The organism is Microcoleus sp. S13_B4 (genome assembly GCF_036700885.1).
Taxonomy (GTDB): domain Bacteria; phylum Cyanobacteriota; class Cyanobacteriia; order Cyanobacteriales; family Microcoleaceae; genus Microcoleus.
Map to the genome: position 1 here is coordinate 39,739 of NZ_JAUBPU010000028.1, position 15,494 is coordinate 55,232.

Consider the following 15,494-nt stretch of genomic DNA (forward strand, 5'->3'; position numbering starts at 1 on the left):
GCGATTCTTGACCTAAAATTCCACCAAAACTTCCTCCACACCACCCAACAAACCCTGCGCGGCATCTAACATACTCTCAGCAACATCTTTCAAATCTTCCCGACTTGCCAGATAAGTTTTCAAAGCTTCTAACGGTTCTATACTATTATTAGCATTCAATTCGGGCAACCGCGGCCTCGCTAACTGACTGACTAATTCCGGTTGAATTGTGTAGCTGTGGGCTGCGCCGAGAAGTGCGTGCAATTCTGCGTTATCAATGATATCTAATTGTTCCGATCGCAATTGGTAAATTAATCTCACCACCGCGTCTTGTATCTCTTTCTTGCCAATAGCTTTAACTAACTCGGCTTGCGGGTTGTCCGATTCAGAAACATTCACTTTAATAGTCTGAAATACCCGCACTGGCAAAGTGCAAAATTCCCACTCAGCTTTTCCCCGTTCCAAATTAACTAACACAAAACCTTTATCTTCTTTCTCTTCACTAAAATCCACTCGTTCGATACTTCCAGGATAGATTACGGGCGGATTATTAGAAGCATTGAGATTTTGGTGTTTGTGTACATGGCCGAGAGCAACATAATCAAAACAAGGGCGAGTTAGCATGGAAACGGGAATGTTAAAACCTTTTCCAACTGCTAAAAAACGCTCTGCACCCAGACTTGCTTTATCTGCCATTAAATGGGCTAAAAGTACAGTTGGTATGTCGGGATTGAGGCGGCGAATTTCGCCTTCCATTGCGATCGTCAGTTTTTCGGTTAACAATTGGTTAACATCGCCCATAGACAGGTTTTCAGTCTCGGAACGTGTCATTAAGGTCGATCGAGTCAACCAAGGTAATGTTACCACCTGTACGGGCCCGCTGCGAGTTTGAATCAGGTGAGTGTCCAGGCGATCGCCTACAATAAACTTAGGTATCCCCAAAGTCCGGTAAATACCCAAACTCGCGCCACCCTGTCCCTGAGAATGTTGGTCGTGATTTCCTATTAGCAAAACCGTCGGAATTTGCGCGTCCACCAAGCGGCTGAATTGGCGAGCAAAAGCTTCTTTTACAAACGGTGGAGGCGTCGAATCCGGGAAAGCATCGCCACCGAATATGACTAAATCTACGGGTTCAGAAATTGCTCTGTCCATACATTTGCTCAGCGTCGCCGCGAAGTCTTCCAAGCGTGTATTTAAACCAGTTTCGGGATTAATCCGGCCGTGGGAAAAGCCGCTTCCCATGTGAATATCTGAAAGGTGTAAGATTTTAATCATTGTTTTTTAGGTAGTGCTAAACAAGTAATGATGTGTTGTAGTGAGGGATGAAATACCAAATGGCACCAATGTAATTTTCCCAGGACTTAGAAAAGGATAAGGTTTTTTGCACTAACCGAGACACACGTTGTCTAAGGGTGTTCTTGAATCGTTCAATGTAAGTGGTGAGAGCCCGTTTCCTTGCCGACTGCTCGATGTCGTTTGCTCCCGGTAGCACTCCGGCGTAAGCTGCCCAAAAATCGGTGTAGGCAACGGCGCATTGGCGATAAAGTGGGGGGTAAGGAATTCCACAACCCACCAGCAGTGACGGAGTTACGTGTGCCAATGTAGACACCCACAATTTCAGTCTTTGTCTGCATCAATGGCGAGCCACACCCATTGTTTATTGCCCAAGTTGTCCACGAACGACCACAGTTCGTCACATTGCATCGTTAGTCTACCCTTTTTTTTTGTACCACCTGAACTTTGCCAGACACCAGAGCATATTTCTGATTGAGGTAGCGAAAGCAACCACTGCTCAGACACCTGCGTGGCACGAGCAATTCCAGCTAGGGAAATCCGTTCTAGCAACAATCTATCAATCAGTTCACGCGCAAGCTGAATCAATTACTTTTTTCTGCGGGTGGTCCCGGCAAACTGTCGCCCACATTTATGGCATTTAAACCGTTGTTTAGCGTTGTGGATGCGAGCATTTTTGACCGACAGCATCCAGGATACAAGCCCCCGGATTCATCCGTCCATAAATAAAAACCTTCTATCCGATGAAACTTGCCCCCCGAATTTATCCGTGGGGTCAATGCTTCAATGCTTCAATGCTTCAATCTAAAATCTAAAATCTAAAATCGATTGACCGTTTGGCATGACGCACAGGTTGGGCAACCAGGCATCATTAGAAAACACCAACAAGAAACTCCACTTTCCTATCATTACATTTTTGGCACTACCCACCCGCACTCTGGTTCACTTTATTGCGCCCTCTCCTGGCTGCCAACATCGACAGTTTGCGGTACAGTTTACGGTGCGGTTATTCGGACATATCTACCGTAAACCTAATTATCGCTTCTTTATCCGGTGCTTGCAGCTTGCTCATTAGGCTAGGCTCCTTTGATTGAATGGAAAGTGGTTCTGGTGCTAATGCTTCCGGCCCAGGTGGTGTTGCACTTGACAATGCAGTTTCCTGTGTTGGTTGTGTGGGTGGTGTTTCCCTTATCAGTGATGCTGTGGGTGTTGTTGCTAACGATACAACAAATGGTAGTGCTTGCACACCTGTTTTTATGTGTGTTAGCTTATTACTTAGAAAGGGATATGTGTCAACGATTACCGTCCGCCGTCGTTGTTCGAGGATGAGGAGTGGTTGAATGCTTCTGATTCAGGGTCGCTGGTTGTTCCAGTTAAGTCATCCACTCTAGCAAAAGGGAAAGCTTCAACAAAATGTACTTCTGAGAGTTTTCCACTTTAAAGTTTTCGGACGTTAATAACAAACTTATCGACAATCGCTAAAAACCGAGTCTAGCCTAAATTGCGTCGGGTTTCAGTTAGTTTCGACAAGCTGACGATGCAGTCGTCTTAGCAACGCAGAGAACTTTGGATTTACTGAAGGTTTCCTAATATTGTAGTCATCTATGGGCGAGGGTGTTAGCCCTATTGCCCGACTGATGGGGTTTTTGCGCTCGATGCGATCGACCACAGGGGGAAGTTCCGCTAGAACAGTTGAGAAAATCTCAACTTTGCAACCGTTTTCGGGAAAGCAACGCGCTTTGCATCACACCAGGAAGCACGCGCGCTCTCGCTTTCTATCTAGCTACCCTTAAACAGCGAAACTCTATTTAAATCGGGCATCAGTCGAATAATCTCACATTCCATCTGCCCTGCTTGACAACAGGCGATAAAACCCAAAGTTAATTTCTGGCTTCTCTGACTGGGGTGAAACTTCCTAATTGGTGCATTGTCTTACTTATAGACAGTGAGCACATCTATGAATTTTCCATTCAAAGCACGTTTAAAGAGCCAGAAGAATTCACCAAAAATGGTGATGCCGTTAATTAACCAACATTGGTTGGTGCCGATCGTCCTGCGCTCTATTTCCTACTTCCGCAAAGACTTATGGCTGATCGTCACGCTCTTGCTTTTGATCGGAGGATCGGTGCTTTTCAACCTTCTCAACGCCTGGCCGATAGCGATTCTAGTCGATACGGTTTTGTCACCAACTCCGAAATCCAACTGGATTCATACGCTGTTTCTTGCTCCGTTCGGTGAAAGCACGCTGAACCGAATTTTCGGAATGGCGTTCGTCGCGATGATTATCAGAATCCTGAGCGAGACCGTTTTCATGCTCCGCAGGATGTTGAACTACCGCATCCAGTACAACGGAACCTTGCGCGTTCGTACCGAACTCTACGACAAAATGCAGGCGCTGAGTCTTGGTTGGCACGGCTCCCGATCGCAGGGTGACGCAATCTATCGGTTGAGCTACGACAGCCTCGGCCCCTGGGGGGTGATCGATACGCTCATCGGCTCCACCGCCGCATCGGTGACGCTGACGGCGATGGTCTGGATCATGCTGTCGCGCCACGTCCTTCTCACCGTGTTTGCGCTTTCGTTTACTCCGCTTCTAATACTGGCGAATTGGTACTTCGAGGGAAGGATTAGAAGTCGAGCCCTCGAATCGAAGCAGACCGATGCGGTGATGACCTCAACCATGCAGCAAGCTATAGAGTCGATCGGGCTAATCCAATCCTTCGGTCGAGAAGCAACGGAGTCGCGGCGCTTCGGGCAGATGGTCGAACGCAGCGTCAAGGCATCCATGCGGCTCAATTGGCAAGAGAACCTCTATCCGCTAGCGGTTCAGGTAGTCTTCGCCCTGGGAAGCGGGGTAATCTTAGGCTACGGCGGATACCTAGTTTATCGCGACCAGTTCTTGCGTCCAGTGCCGAACGGCGTGAGCATCGGCGATTTGCTAGTATTCATGGCGTACCTGGGGCAGTTCTGGGACCCGATAGGTTGGGTGTTGGGGTTCACTACTAAGATCCAGACGTTTGTAGCTTCATGCGATCGCGTCTTTGCGGTCATTGACGAGCCGCCTGCCATAAAAGATGAGCCTGATGCGCGATCGCTTCCCGTTTATCCCCGCACACTAGCACTTGCCGACGTGAGCTTCGAGTACAACGCTGGGCAAGCAGTTTTACGGAACATCAGCGCTAGTATCGAGCCTGGTCAGATGGTGGCGTTTTTGGGCCCTAGCGGAACCGGAAAGAGTACGCTGCTCAATCTTTTGCCGCGCTTCTATGACCCGACATCGGGCAGCGTTCTTCTCGACGGCTTTGACCTCCGCACCCTTAAAATTGCCGATGTCCGCAAACACATGGCGATCGTCTCGCAAGGCAGCCCACTTTTCCCCGGAACGATCGCAGAGAATATCGCCTACGGCCGCCCGGACGCTCTGATCTCCGATATTCGGGAAGCGGCGATCGAAGCCGGGGCAGCCGAGTTCATCGAAACCTTGCCGGAGCAGTACGATACTTTAATCGCTGAGGGCGGTCAAAACCTCTCGGGCGGACAGCGGCAGCGCCTAGCTATTGCGCGGGCGCTCGTCACTGAGGCTCCCATACTCATCCTAGACGAACCCACGAATGCGCTGGACTTGAAGCACGAGCAGTGGGTACTAGAGACTCTGCAACGTCTGCGGCGCAAAAGAACTATCATCTTGGTCACGCACCGACTCGAAACAGCCGTAGACTGCGATCGGATTTTTGTGATGCAAGAGGGCGAGATTAAGGAGTCTGGCACTCACGCCGAACTCCTTACCCAGCAGGGGTTCTATTACCGAATGTTGGGCTACAACCCAGTAAAATCAATAGGGCTTACTGATAAACCCTGCATCGAGTAGGAGTACAACATGGCGAACTTATTTCTTATCCTTTTGCTTCAATTTGTTGCCTGTGTGCCTAGTAAATTATCTTTTGGGTTAGTAGTGAGGACTTCAGTCCTCATCGGTTCGTAGTGAGGACTTCAGCCATCCTTTAGCTTCGGCAGAAAAACTAAAGTCTTTACTAAGAACTAGGTTTAAGGTTTTTGTCAAAGTACAGACGAGAGGAGATTACTACTAAAAATTTTGTTTCATACATTACAATACAATGCCGGGGACTTTTTGATAAACTTGTGCGATCGGGCAGCGAAAATCTATACTCATTAACTCTAATTCCTCTCCTTGTCGGTAAGTCTGAGAAACCCAATTTCCCTCAGCATTGAGTCGAAAACACTCTATTTTAATCTCAGATTGAGTGATGAGCACGTATTCCTGCAAAATCGGAGAAGTTTGGTAATCGGCAAATTTATCGCCTCTGTCAAAAGCTGCTGTTGAGGGCGACAATACTTCAACAACTAAAGATGGATATAAAATGAAATCTTCAGTAGTTGAGGTATCCCTTTCGTCGCAAGTCACCGCTACATCAGGATAGTAATAGCAATTTGCCTCTTCCAGTCGGACTTTTATATCTGACGATAAAACTAAGCATGGCGTATTCAGAAGATGATTTCCCAGCAGCCGAACTAAATTACTCGCAATAATAATGTGAGGCTTTTTTGCCCCTGTCATTGCATAAACGTATCCGCGTCTGTATTCGTGTTTGATAGGGCTTACTCGCTCGCCTTCTAGGTACTCTTCTGGAGAAATGTAGAAATTGTTTTTGCTGATAACCATTGATTTTTACTCCGCTGATTTTATCTGATACTATGTGTTGGAACTCAAATATTCTGGGAAGGAAACGGCACTGCCGTTTCCCTACAGATTTAACAAAACTCCAGAAATCGTGCGTGCCATAATTTGCCACTTTCCGTCAAACCCTGCGATCGCACTTTAATTTTGACATTTTTGGGGTTCGCCTCGTAGAGTCGGGCAATTTCCTGCATTTCCTCCCCGCTAAACCCGGTTCCCACGCTTCCTACAGGGACTAATTTGCCATCAATTTCTTGGGCTACTTTGACCGCGCTAAACGGTCGCCCCGCCACTTTTGTCGCCGTCAAACCCACAATAAACAAATCGTGTTCTTGACAGTATTTAGTCCTCACCATCGGATATTTCTTAACATCTTTGCCGCCGACATAGTGACAGGTGTGCAACACCCAAACTTCGCCTTCTTTATTTTCAGATTCCTGCTGATTTGCCAGGACGATTTTTTCGGCGGTGGTGCGAAATGTCGGTACAACTTCAAAGCCTGGGGATAAATTCGCCAGCATTTCGCCAACTTCAACTCCCGCTGCAATTCGTTCGGATTCTGCCACGGTAGTTAAATCATTGCCTTTGAAAAACAAACTTTTAAAAATGGCATAAATTGCGTTGGGCTGGGTTGTCGCAAAACCGCTTTCAATATTAACTGTAGCAGCTTGCGCGCCGGTGCGGTGTTCGCTGCCCGTACAGCTTTTGTAATATAGTTCCCCGTCTAAAACAAAGGTGCCAATTTTAGCGGCTGTGTCGATTAAAGTGCGATCGATCTCAACCGATGCCTGCTGCCGCAGGTTAGTCGATCGCGATTGGTAGTATACTTTATCTTGCGTCGCAATGACCACTACTCGATTGCCGTCGCGTTTTGGCTGTCCCCAATAATCGGGATTTTCGATATAGTAAGAACGTTCACTCGGCGCGTCCACCGGCTGCATTGTCACAATCCTTCCCGGCTGCAAATGCGGCAATTCGGCAACAATGGGATTGTTGGAAGTTTCTATTATTGGGGCGGAAGTTGATTTTTTAGCAGGGGCAAAATCGGCGGTAGAATTGTTTGGAGTATTGAGTGCGATCGCCTTTTCTCCGATTTCCAATTCAAACGCTCTTTTCCAAAAGCCGATCGCCATTTCCGGGTATCCTTCCGACTCCGCACACAGTGCAAAACCGATAACTTTGGCCGTACCGATGCCGCGCCCATAATCAGATAAATACTGCACGGCCCCCGCTTCACCCATCAAGTGCAATCCTCGCGTGACGATGCGATTGTTCCAGCGTTCTCGAATGTCGGCGCTAATTTTCTTAGCGGCTTTTCGCTTGGCTTCGGCGTATTCGGTGCAGTCCATACTGCCTCCTTGCTGTAGGGCTATTTATATACTATACTCAAAATTGATTTATTAGTCAAGTATTATTAGACAATTAGGTGGTGTGAATAAATTTAACTCTTTCATTTGTGAACTAGATTTATTTTTTCACCGCAGAGGCGCAGAGAGTACAGAGGAAGAGAAGAAAGAGAGGGATGGGGTTGTAGTGTTTTAATTGTCAAGCGCGGCAATCTGTTCGCCGCCAATGCTAAGATAACTTCGATCGCGCATTGCGACCAATAAAGCCGTGAGTTGCGTCTTACTCGCGTTGGGTTCGCCAACTTGCGATCGCACGTTCGATAATTTAAGATCTAGTTTAATCTTACTGTTATGATGCGATTGATTTTGTACAGCAAACCCGGATGCCACTTGTGCGAAGGGTTGCAAGAAAAACTAGAACTGATTGAAAGCCTCAAGTTTCAACTCGAAATCAGAAATATTACTGAACGCGACGATTGGTTTGAAGCTTATCAGTACGAAGTTCCAGTTTTGTTTAAAGTGCAGCCCCAGCCAAAAAATTCTGTTGGCGAGGCTGCATTCTCCGCTGAAGAACTGTTACCCCGTCCTTCTCCCCGCTGTAGTGTCGCCCAATTGGAGCAAATGTTACAGAAATATTTGCAAAGTGATCGGTCACAATAATACGATTTACGCAAAAACTCAGGTATTAATCCGGGCAGCGGGCTGCGCTGCACCTTATTTTAGGCTTGTAGGCTGTGCACCGCGCACAGAAAAACCCGTAGAGTTTGCATCGCGAACAGCAAAAGCTTGTAGATAGTGACTCAAACAATGTGTTCCGCCAGTCATATTCAAGACATCCAAGTGAGGAGTTTTTCAGATGAAATTGAGAGAATTATTAGCAGCAGTTCCCAGCATTTCCTTTGACGCCCAACATCCCGCCCTCAATGCCGAAGTCAAGGGTTTATCCACTAATTCCCACGCTTGTCAGGCGGGCGATTTGTTTTTGGGAATGCCGGGAACTCGGGTAGATGGGGGAGATTTTTGGCAAAGTGCGATCGCCAGCGGTGCAGTTGCCGCCATAATTTCCACCCAAGCAGCCGAGAAAACACCTTCCGAAGACGGGGGTAGTTGCGTCATCGCAGCAGCCGATATGGCTCAAGTTTGCGGTCAAATAGCAACCGCATTTTACGGCAATCCAGCTAGCCAATTAAAACTTGTCGGCGTTACCGGGACTAACGGCAAAACTACCACAACTCATTTAATCGAATTTTTGCTCAATGAAATGCAGTTGCCGACGGCGATTTTCGGTACGCTTTATACTCGCTGGCCGGGATTCCAACAAACTGCACTTTACACCACACCTTTTGCGGTTGACCTGCAAAAGCAATTAGCAGAAGCTGTAGCAGCCGGATGCAAACACGGCGTGATGGAAGTCAGTTCCCACGCTTTAGCACAGCAGCGAGTTTTGGGCTGTAGTTTTGAAGTTGCTGTCTTTACAAATTTGACTCAAGACCATCTCGATTATCACCGCGATATGGAGGATTATTTTGAGGCAAAATCGCTTTTATTTGGTTCGGATTACCTCAAAAATCGCGCTGTTATTAATATTGACGACCCCTACGGGCAGCGGATAGTTAAAAGTTTAAATTCTGACCGAGTTTGGAGTTACAGCACTGTTCTGAAAACGGCCGATTTGTATGCTTTTGATTTGCAATATCAGCCCAATGGAGTTAAGGGAATGCTGCACACTCCCAAGGGCGAAACTGCTTTTTCTTTGCCTTTAGTCGGTCAGTTCAATTTATCAAATATGTTGGCGGCTGTCGGTGCTGTTTTGGAATTGGGTTTAGATTTGTCCGCAATTGTGGAGAAATTATCTCAGTTTTCGGGAGTACCGGGACGGATGGAACGGGTGCAGATTAGTCCCGACCAAGATATTAGCGTCATTGTCGATTACGCGCACACTCCAGACAGTTTGGAGAACTTGTTGAAGGCGTCGCGGCCGTTTATTCCGGGTCAGATGATTTGTGTGTTTGGCTGCGGTGGCGATCGCGATCGCACTAAGCGCCCGATCATGGGTAAAGTCGTTGCAGAATTAGCCGATTTAGCTGTTGTTACTTCCGACAATCCGCGCACGGAAAATCCCGATCGCATTTTGGAGGATGTTTTAGCAGGAATTCCCGCCACAGTAAAGCCGATCGTGATGTGCGATCGAGCCGCTGCAATTCGCACTGCTATTATGGACGCTAAACCGGGAGATGGTGTGCTGATTGCAGGGAAAGGACACGAAGATTATCAAATTTTGGGCACCGAAAAAGTCCATTTTGACGATCGAGAACAAGCGCGAGATGCCTTGAAAGCCAGAATGAATTCGGTTAAGTGAATTCGGTTAACTGTTAACGGTTAAGTGAATTTACTTAACCGTTAACGGTTAGCTGTTCGCGGGCTGCGAAATTTGTTATATTTTTAAGTATTAATACGAAGCTAGAATCTTATTTGCACTAGATTATAATAGTAAGACCAAATATTTTTATAAAAAAATAATTATTGCTATGATAGAACTAACTGGGTATCAAATTCTCGATCGAGTTTACTCAGGCACTCGCACCCTAGTTTATCGCGGAACTCGCCTCTGCGACCAAAAACCTGTCGCCATCAAAGTCTTGCGGAACGAGTATCCCAGCTTCAGCGAACTCGTGCATTTTCGCAATCAATACACGATCGCCAAAAACCTGAATTTGCCCGGAATCATCCAAACCTACAGCTTGGAACCCTACCGCAACGGCTATGCGCTGATTGTGGAAGACTTCGGGGGCATTTCTCTGAAGGAATGGACTGGGAAAGGAAAAACGGTGCAATCTCTGGTTGATTTTTTCCACATTGCGATCGACCTAAGCAATACATTAGATATACTTTACCGCCACCGCATCATTCACAAAGACATTAAACCGGCCAACATTCTGATTAATCCTGAGACTAAACAAATCAAGCTCATTGACTTTAGTATTGCATCTTTGCTGCCGCGAGAAACTCAAACTCTGATGAGTCCCAACGTGCTCGAAGGGACACTAGGCTATTTGTCTCCCGAACAAACGGGAAGGATGAATCGCGGGATTGACTACCGGACGGATTTTTACTCTCTCGGTGTCACCTTTTACGAGTTGCTGACGGGAGAGTTGCCGTTTCAATCTAACGATCCGATGGAATTGGTACACTCTCATATTGCCAAACAACCCCCGCTGCTTGGCGAAAAAAAAAGGGGAGAAATTCCTCAAGTTCTGTGCGACATCGTGATGAAATTGATGGCGAAGAATGCCGAAGACCGTTATCAGAGTGCTTTGGGGCTGAAATTTGATTTAGAATTTTGTTTGCGTCAACTAAAAGAAAGTGGTAAAATAAAAACTTTTGCGATCGCGCGGCGGGATGTGTGCGATCGGTTCATCATACCAGAGAAACTCTACGGTAGAGAAGTCGAAGTTGCCCAATTATTGGCAGCGTTCGATCGCATCTCTGGTTCCGAGACTCTTCCTGGGAACGAGGGAAAGCGCGAGTTAATGCTGGTGGCGGGTTTTTCAGGCATTGGCAAAACTGCCATTGTTAACGAAGTTCACAAACCAATTGTTCGCCAGCGCGGCTACTTCATCAAAGGCAAATTTGACCAATTTAATCGCAATATTCCATTCTCAGCTTTTGTGCAAGCATTTCGAGAATTAATGGGTCAATTGCTGAGTGAAAGCGAGGTTCAATTAGCAGCTTGGAAAACCAAAATTTTAGCTGCGCTTGGTGACAGCGCGCAAGTAATTATTGAGGTAATTCCTGAACTAGAGCAAATTATCTCTCAACAGCCACCCGCAACAGAACTGTCTGGGACGGCGGCACAGAACCGCTTTAATTTACTGTTTCAAAAATTCCTCCAAGTATTCACCACAAAAGAACATCCCTTAGTAATTTTCCTAGATGATTTGCAGTGGGCTGATTCGGCATCCTTGAAATTGATGCAGTTGTTGATGAGCGAGTCAGACGGCAGATATCTATTATTAATTGGAGCTTATCGCGACAATGAAGTTTCTGCCGCTCATCCTTTGATGTTGGCGCTAGAGGAGATTGGGAAAGCACAAGCTGCAATCAAAACGATTACATTAGCCGCACTGAGTGAAACGAGTTTAAATCAACTCGTTGCCGATACGCTTAGCTGTTCGCCAGAAATCGCGCTACCATTAACTCAACTAATTTATCAAAAAACCAAAGGCAATCCATTTTTTAGCGCGCAATTCCTGAAAATGCTGCACCATGATGGGCTGATTCAGTTTGACTGGGATGGGGGCAATTGGCACTGCGACATTGCCAAAGTAAAATCATTAGCACTGACGGATGATATCGTTGAGTTTATGGCGTTGCAGTTGCAAAAATTGCCAGAAGACACGCAAGATGTTCTCAAACTAGCGGCTTGTATTGGCAATCAATTTGATTTGGCGACTTTGGCGATCGTCTCTGAACAGTCAGAAATAGAAACAGCAGTGGCTTTATGGAGAGCATTACAAGAAGCGTTGATTTTGCCTATTAGTGAAACTTACAAATTTTTTCAATCGAATGAATCACACGAGACAAATCGTTATCGTCATATTGAAGTTCCCTATAAATTTTTACACGATCGCATCCAGCAAGCTGCTTATTCGTTGATTCCCGAATCACAAAAACAAAGCGTTCACCTGCAAATTGGCAGACTGCTGCTGGCGAATACGGCAACAGGAGACGACGAGCAACTTTTTGCGATCGTCAACCAGCTTAACAAGGGGCTGAAGCTGATTGAATCGACTGAGCGAGAGACGATTGCACGGCTAAATTTGCAGGCCGGTCAAAAAGCTAACGCCTCAACAGCCTATCGGGCAGCAGTAGACTATTTGCTCACTAGCCAGCAGCTATTAAACTCCGATGCTTGGCAAAGTCAATACTCGCTTAGCTTAGAAATCGCCAACCAGCTTGCTCTAGCCGCTTATTTGGCCGGGGATTTCGAGCAAATGCAGCAGACGATCAATCAAGTCGTGGCTCAGACGCGATCGCTCCTGGAACAAGTCACTGTCTATGAAATTAAAATTCAGGCGTTGATTGTGCAGGGGCAGCTCCTAGGCGCGCTCAAAACGGCTCTGTCGCTAGTCGAACAGCTAGGCATCAAGTTTCCAGCCCAGCCCACCACACCACAGGTTTTGCTGGGTCTAGCCGAAACTAAAATTGCCCTACTCGGCAAGTCTATCCAAACCCTAGAAAACCAACCAGCGATGACCGCCCCGGATAAAATGGCGGTGACGCAAATTTTGGCAAAAACCCTCTCAGCAGCCTACATTGCCGCCCCAGATTTGCTGCCGCTGCTGGTATTTCGCCAGGTGAATCTGTTTGTGAAGTATGGCAATACCAGTGTGGCTGCTTTCACCTATGCCTGGTATGGGCTAATTTTGTGTGGTGTGGTGCGAGATATTCAAACCGGCTACCAGTTTGGTGAATTGGCTCTCAAGCTCTTGGATAAATTTGATGCCAAAGAAATTAAATCCAGGGTAGTTTTCATCATTTACTATTTTGTATTCCATTGGAAAAACCACCTCAAAGATACGCTCGATCCGCTTCTAGAAAGCTATCAAACCGGACTAGAAACAGGCGATACAGAATATGCGGCTTGGGCGGGACTGATCTGGTGTGCCAACTCTTACTATGCCGGACATAATCTGTCTGAAGTGAGTCAAAAGCTAGAATTTTATACTGAATCTATCGCCAAAATCAACCAAGAAAAGGGTGAGCTTTACTGCAAAATTTTCCATCAAACAGCACTCAATTTATTGGGCGAGGCAGAGGCGACGGCGCTAGAGGGTGAGGTTTATTGCCTGAGCCAGAGGGAGGCACAACAGCAGGCTAGCAGCGACAAGACGGGACTGTTTTTCGCTTACACAAATCAAGCCACGCTCAGATATTTGTTTGCCGACTTTGCCCAGGCTCGCCAAACCCTTCAACAAGCTAGACAGTATGAGGACGGAGGAATTGGATCGCCCGGTTTAGTTGTTTTCTATTTTTATGATTCATTGACTTGTTTAGCAGAATTCCAACAGGCTAGCGAGTCTGAACGGCGCGATCGTTTAAAGCGAGTGGCTGGCAACCAGAAAAAGATGAAACAATGGGCGCACTATGCCCCGATGAATAATCAACATAAGTGGTGCCTAATCGAAGCAGAACGCTACCGTATCTTGAACAAGCTAGCGCAGGGAATGGAATACTACGATCGCGCCATCTCCCTCGCCAAAGATAACGAATACCTGCAAGAAGAAGCCTTAGCCAACGAACTCGCCGCTAAATTCTACCTCGACTGGGGCAAAGAAAAAGTCGCTCAGGTTTATATGCAGCAAGCTTACTACTGCTACGCCCGCTGGAAAGCAAAAGCCAAAACCGATGACCTAGAAAAACGTTATCCCGATCTGCTGCGCCCCATCTTATTACAGGCAGCCCAACCCGTCTCTATTTTAGAAACTCTATCCACACTCACCAATCCCACCTACTCAATTCATTCGAGCATCTCCCACAGTACCTCAAGCACCTCCATCAACCAGGCTCTAGATTTTTCAACCCTGCTGCAAATCTCCCAAGTCATCTCCAGCACGATCGACCTCGATGAGTTGCTGCAAATTGTCACCCAAACCATGTTACAAAACTCTGGAGCCGATCGCTGTGCACTGATGCTCTGCCAAGATCGACAATGGCAAGTGCGGGCGATGGCTACCGGGGAACACATTAGCCTGCAAACGGAACCCCTAGAGAACAATCCCACCGTTCCCGTTAAATTCATCCAGTATGTCAAAAACACCCTAGCAGCAGTTGTCATCGATCGCCTCAAAACTGATCTGCCTGTGATTGACGATTATTTAGAGCACCACCAACCAGAGAGTTTGCTGGGTTTGCCAATTCTAAATCAGGGGAATCTGGTCGGCATTTTGTATCTAGAAAATCGGATAACCAGTGGGGTGTTTAGTCGCGATCGCCTCCTAGTGCTGAATTTTCTTTCTAGTCAAGCGGCGATCGCTCTAGAGAATGCCCGCCTCTATCACCAAGTGCAGCAGACTTTGAATGAACTTCAGCAAACTCAGATGCAAATGATCCAAAGCGAAAAGATGTCAGCATTAGGTAATCTGGTGGCAGGGGTGGCCCATGAAATCAACAACCCCGTTGGTTTTATTGCCGGGAACCTTAACGAAGCTAATGCTGGAGTCCAAGATTTAATTGATTATTTGCGGCTCTATCAAGAAAAGTTTCCTCAACCGGAAGCAGAATTGATTGAGAAAGCAGAGGAAATAGATTTAGATTATCTAGTAGAAGATTTACCCAAGATGTTGAGTTCCATGAAAATAGGGTGCGAGCGCATCAAAAACATCAGCACCTCCCTCCGCACTTTCTCCCGCGCCGATACCGCCAATAAAGTTGAGGCCAATATCCATGAAGGACTCAATAGCACTTTGATGATTTTACGGCATCGCCTGAAAGCTAGCGACAAGCATCCTGAAATTAAAATCATTAAAGAGTACGGCAATATTCCCAAAGTCAAATGTTATTTGGGACAATTAAACCAAGTATTTATGAATCTGCTGGCGAATGCGATCGATGCCTTAGAAGACTCCAATCAAGGACGGAATTTTGCCGAAATTGAAGCCCATCCCAATCAAATCACTATTCGGACAAAAGTAGAAAGTGAAACTGTAAAAATTTCCATCGCCGATAACGGCAATGGAATGTCGGAAGAGGTAAAAAATAGGATTTTTGACCATCTCTTTACCACTAAAGACGTGGGCAAAGGGACTGGGTTGGGACTGGCGATCGCGCGTCAAATTGTAGAAGAAAAACACGGCGGAAAACTGAGTTGTATTTCTGCACTGGGAGAAGGAACCAAGTTTGTCATTGAGATTTTAATTGATTAAAGATTAGTTGTCCGTTGTTAAGCGATATTATTGATCTCTCTCTTCTCTTCCTCTGCGTTCTCTGCGTCCTCTGCGGTTAAATCATTCCGATTCAACCGGAATTGATAGGACAACCGACAACTGACAACCAACAACTGATATCAAATCCGTTAGCATCGGAATAGTAAATTCCAGTTCACTGTTCACTGTCAACCGTCAACCGTCAACAGTGAACCGTCAACCGTCAACCGTCAACCGTCAACATCATTCCGGTGT

At 46.5% G+C, this 15,494-nt stretch carries 8 protein-coding genes; 4 read left to right on the forward strand and 4 right to left on the reverse strand.

The annotated features are described in order from the left end of the window. Positions 1–12 precede the first annotated feature (12 nt). Both QT994_RS16200 and QT994_RS27865 read right to left on the reverse strand, forming a co-directional pair. Entirely contained in the window at positions 13–1,254 is a 1,242-nt protein-coding gene (locus QT994_RS16200; RefSeq protein WP_333176125.1) for an exonuclease SbcCD subunit D, read from the reverse strand. Positions 1,255–1,270: 16 nt separating this feature from the next. Further along, on the reverse strand, positions 1,271–1,471 hold the full coding sequence (locus QT994_RS27865; RefSeq protein WP_445243915.1) for an IS1 family transposase: 201 nt from the start codon (positions 1,469–1,471) through the stop codon (positions 1,271–1,273). A 1,815-nt stretch (positions 1,472–3,286) separates the two neighbouring features. Between QT994_RS27865 and QT994_RS16210 the strand changes: the two genes are divergently transcribed. Next, positions 3,287–5,140 (forward strand): ABC transporter ATP-binding protein, encoded by a 1,854-nt coding sequence (locus QT994_RS16210; RefSeq protein ID WP_333176152.1) that lies wholly within the window; start codon positions 3,287–3,289, stop codon positions 5,138–5,140. Positions 5,141–5,377: 237 nt separating this feature from the next. Here the strand turns inward: QT994_RS16210 and QT994_RS16215 are convergent, their stop codons facing one another. Further along, positions 5,378–5,953 (reverse strand): Uma2 family endonuclease, encoded by a 576-nt coding sequence (locus tag QT994_RS16215; RefSeq protein WP_333176130.1) that lies wholly within the window; start codon positions 5,951–5,953, stop codon positions 5,378–5,380. 89 nt (positions 5,954–6,042) lie between these two features. After that, positions 6,043–7,317 (reverse strand): ATP-dependent DNA ligase, encoded by a 1,275-nt coding sequence (locus tag QT994_RS16220; RefSeq protein ID WP_333176132.1) that lies wholly within the window; start codon positions 7,315–7,317, stop codon positions 6,043–6,045. A 351-nt stretch (positions 7,318–7,668) separates the two neighbouring features. Here QT994_RS16220 and QT994_RS16225 point away from each other — a divergent pair, with 351 nt between their 5' ends. The 3 genes from QT994_RS16225 to QT994_RS16235 all read left to right on the forward strand — a co-directional run bounded on the left by QT994_RS16225 (position 7,669) and on the right by QT994_RS16235 (position 15,239). Next, positions 7,669–7,974, forward strand: a complete 306-nt coding sequence (locus QT994_RS16225; protein ID WP_333045897.1) for a glutaredoxin family protein — start codon at positions 7,669–7,671, stop codon at positions 7,972–7,974. A 196-nt stretch (positions 7,975–8,170) separates the two neighbouring features. Beyond that, on the forward strand, positions 8,171–9,673 hold the full coding sequence (locus QT994_RS16230; RefSeq protein WP_333176133.1) for a UDP-N-acetylmuramoyl-L-alanyl-D-glutamate--2,6-diaminopimelate ligase: 1,503 nt from the start codon (positions 8,171–8,173) through the stop codon (positions 9,671–9,673). Positions 9,674–9,842: 169 nt separating this feature from the next. Further along, positions 9,843–15,239 (forward strand): AAA family ATPase, encoded by a 5,397-nt coding sequence (locus QT994_RS16235; protein ID WP_333176135.1) that lies wholly within the window; start codon positions 9,843–9,845, stop codon positions 15,237–15,239. Positions 15,240–15,494: the final 255 nt, after the last annotated feature.

What these genes read in the sequence shown, in the direction of transcription:
- QT994_RS16200 (WP_333176125.1), bottom strand. Translation starts at nt 1,254, where the DNA reads ATGATTAAAATCTTACACCTTTCAGATATTCACATGGGAAGCGGCTTT.
- QT994_RS16210 (WP_333176152.1), top strand. Translation starts at nt 3,287, where the DNA reads ATGCCGTTAATTAACCAACATTGGTTGGTGCCGATCGTCCTGCGCTCT.
- QT994_RS16215 (WP_333176130.1), bottom strand. Translation starts at nt 5,953, where the DNA reads ATGGTTATCAGCAAAAACAATTTCTACATTTCTCCAGAAGAGTACCTA.
- QT994_RS16220 (WP_333176132.1), bottom strand. Translation starts at nt 7,317, where the DNA reads ATGGACTGCACCGAATACGCCGAAGCCAAGCGAAAAGCCGCTAAGAAA.
- QT994_RS16225 (WP_333045897.1), top strand. Translation starts at nt 7,669, where the DNA reads ATGCGATTGATTTTGTACAGCAAACCCGGATGCCACTTGTGCGAAGGG.
- QT994_RS16230 (WP_333176133.1), top strand. Translation starts at nt 8,171, where the DNA reads ATGAAATTGAGAGAATTATTAGCAGCAGTTCCCAGCATTTCCTTTGAC.
- QT994_RS16235 (WP_333176135.1), top strand. Translation starts at nt 9,843, where the DNA reads ATGATAGAACTAACTGGGTATCAAATTCTCGATCGAGTTTACTCAGGC.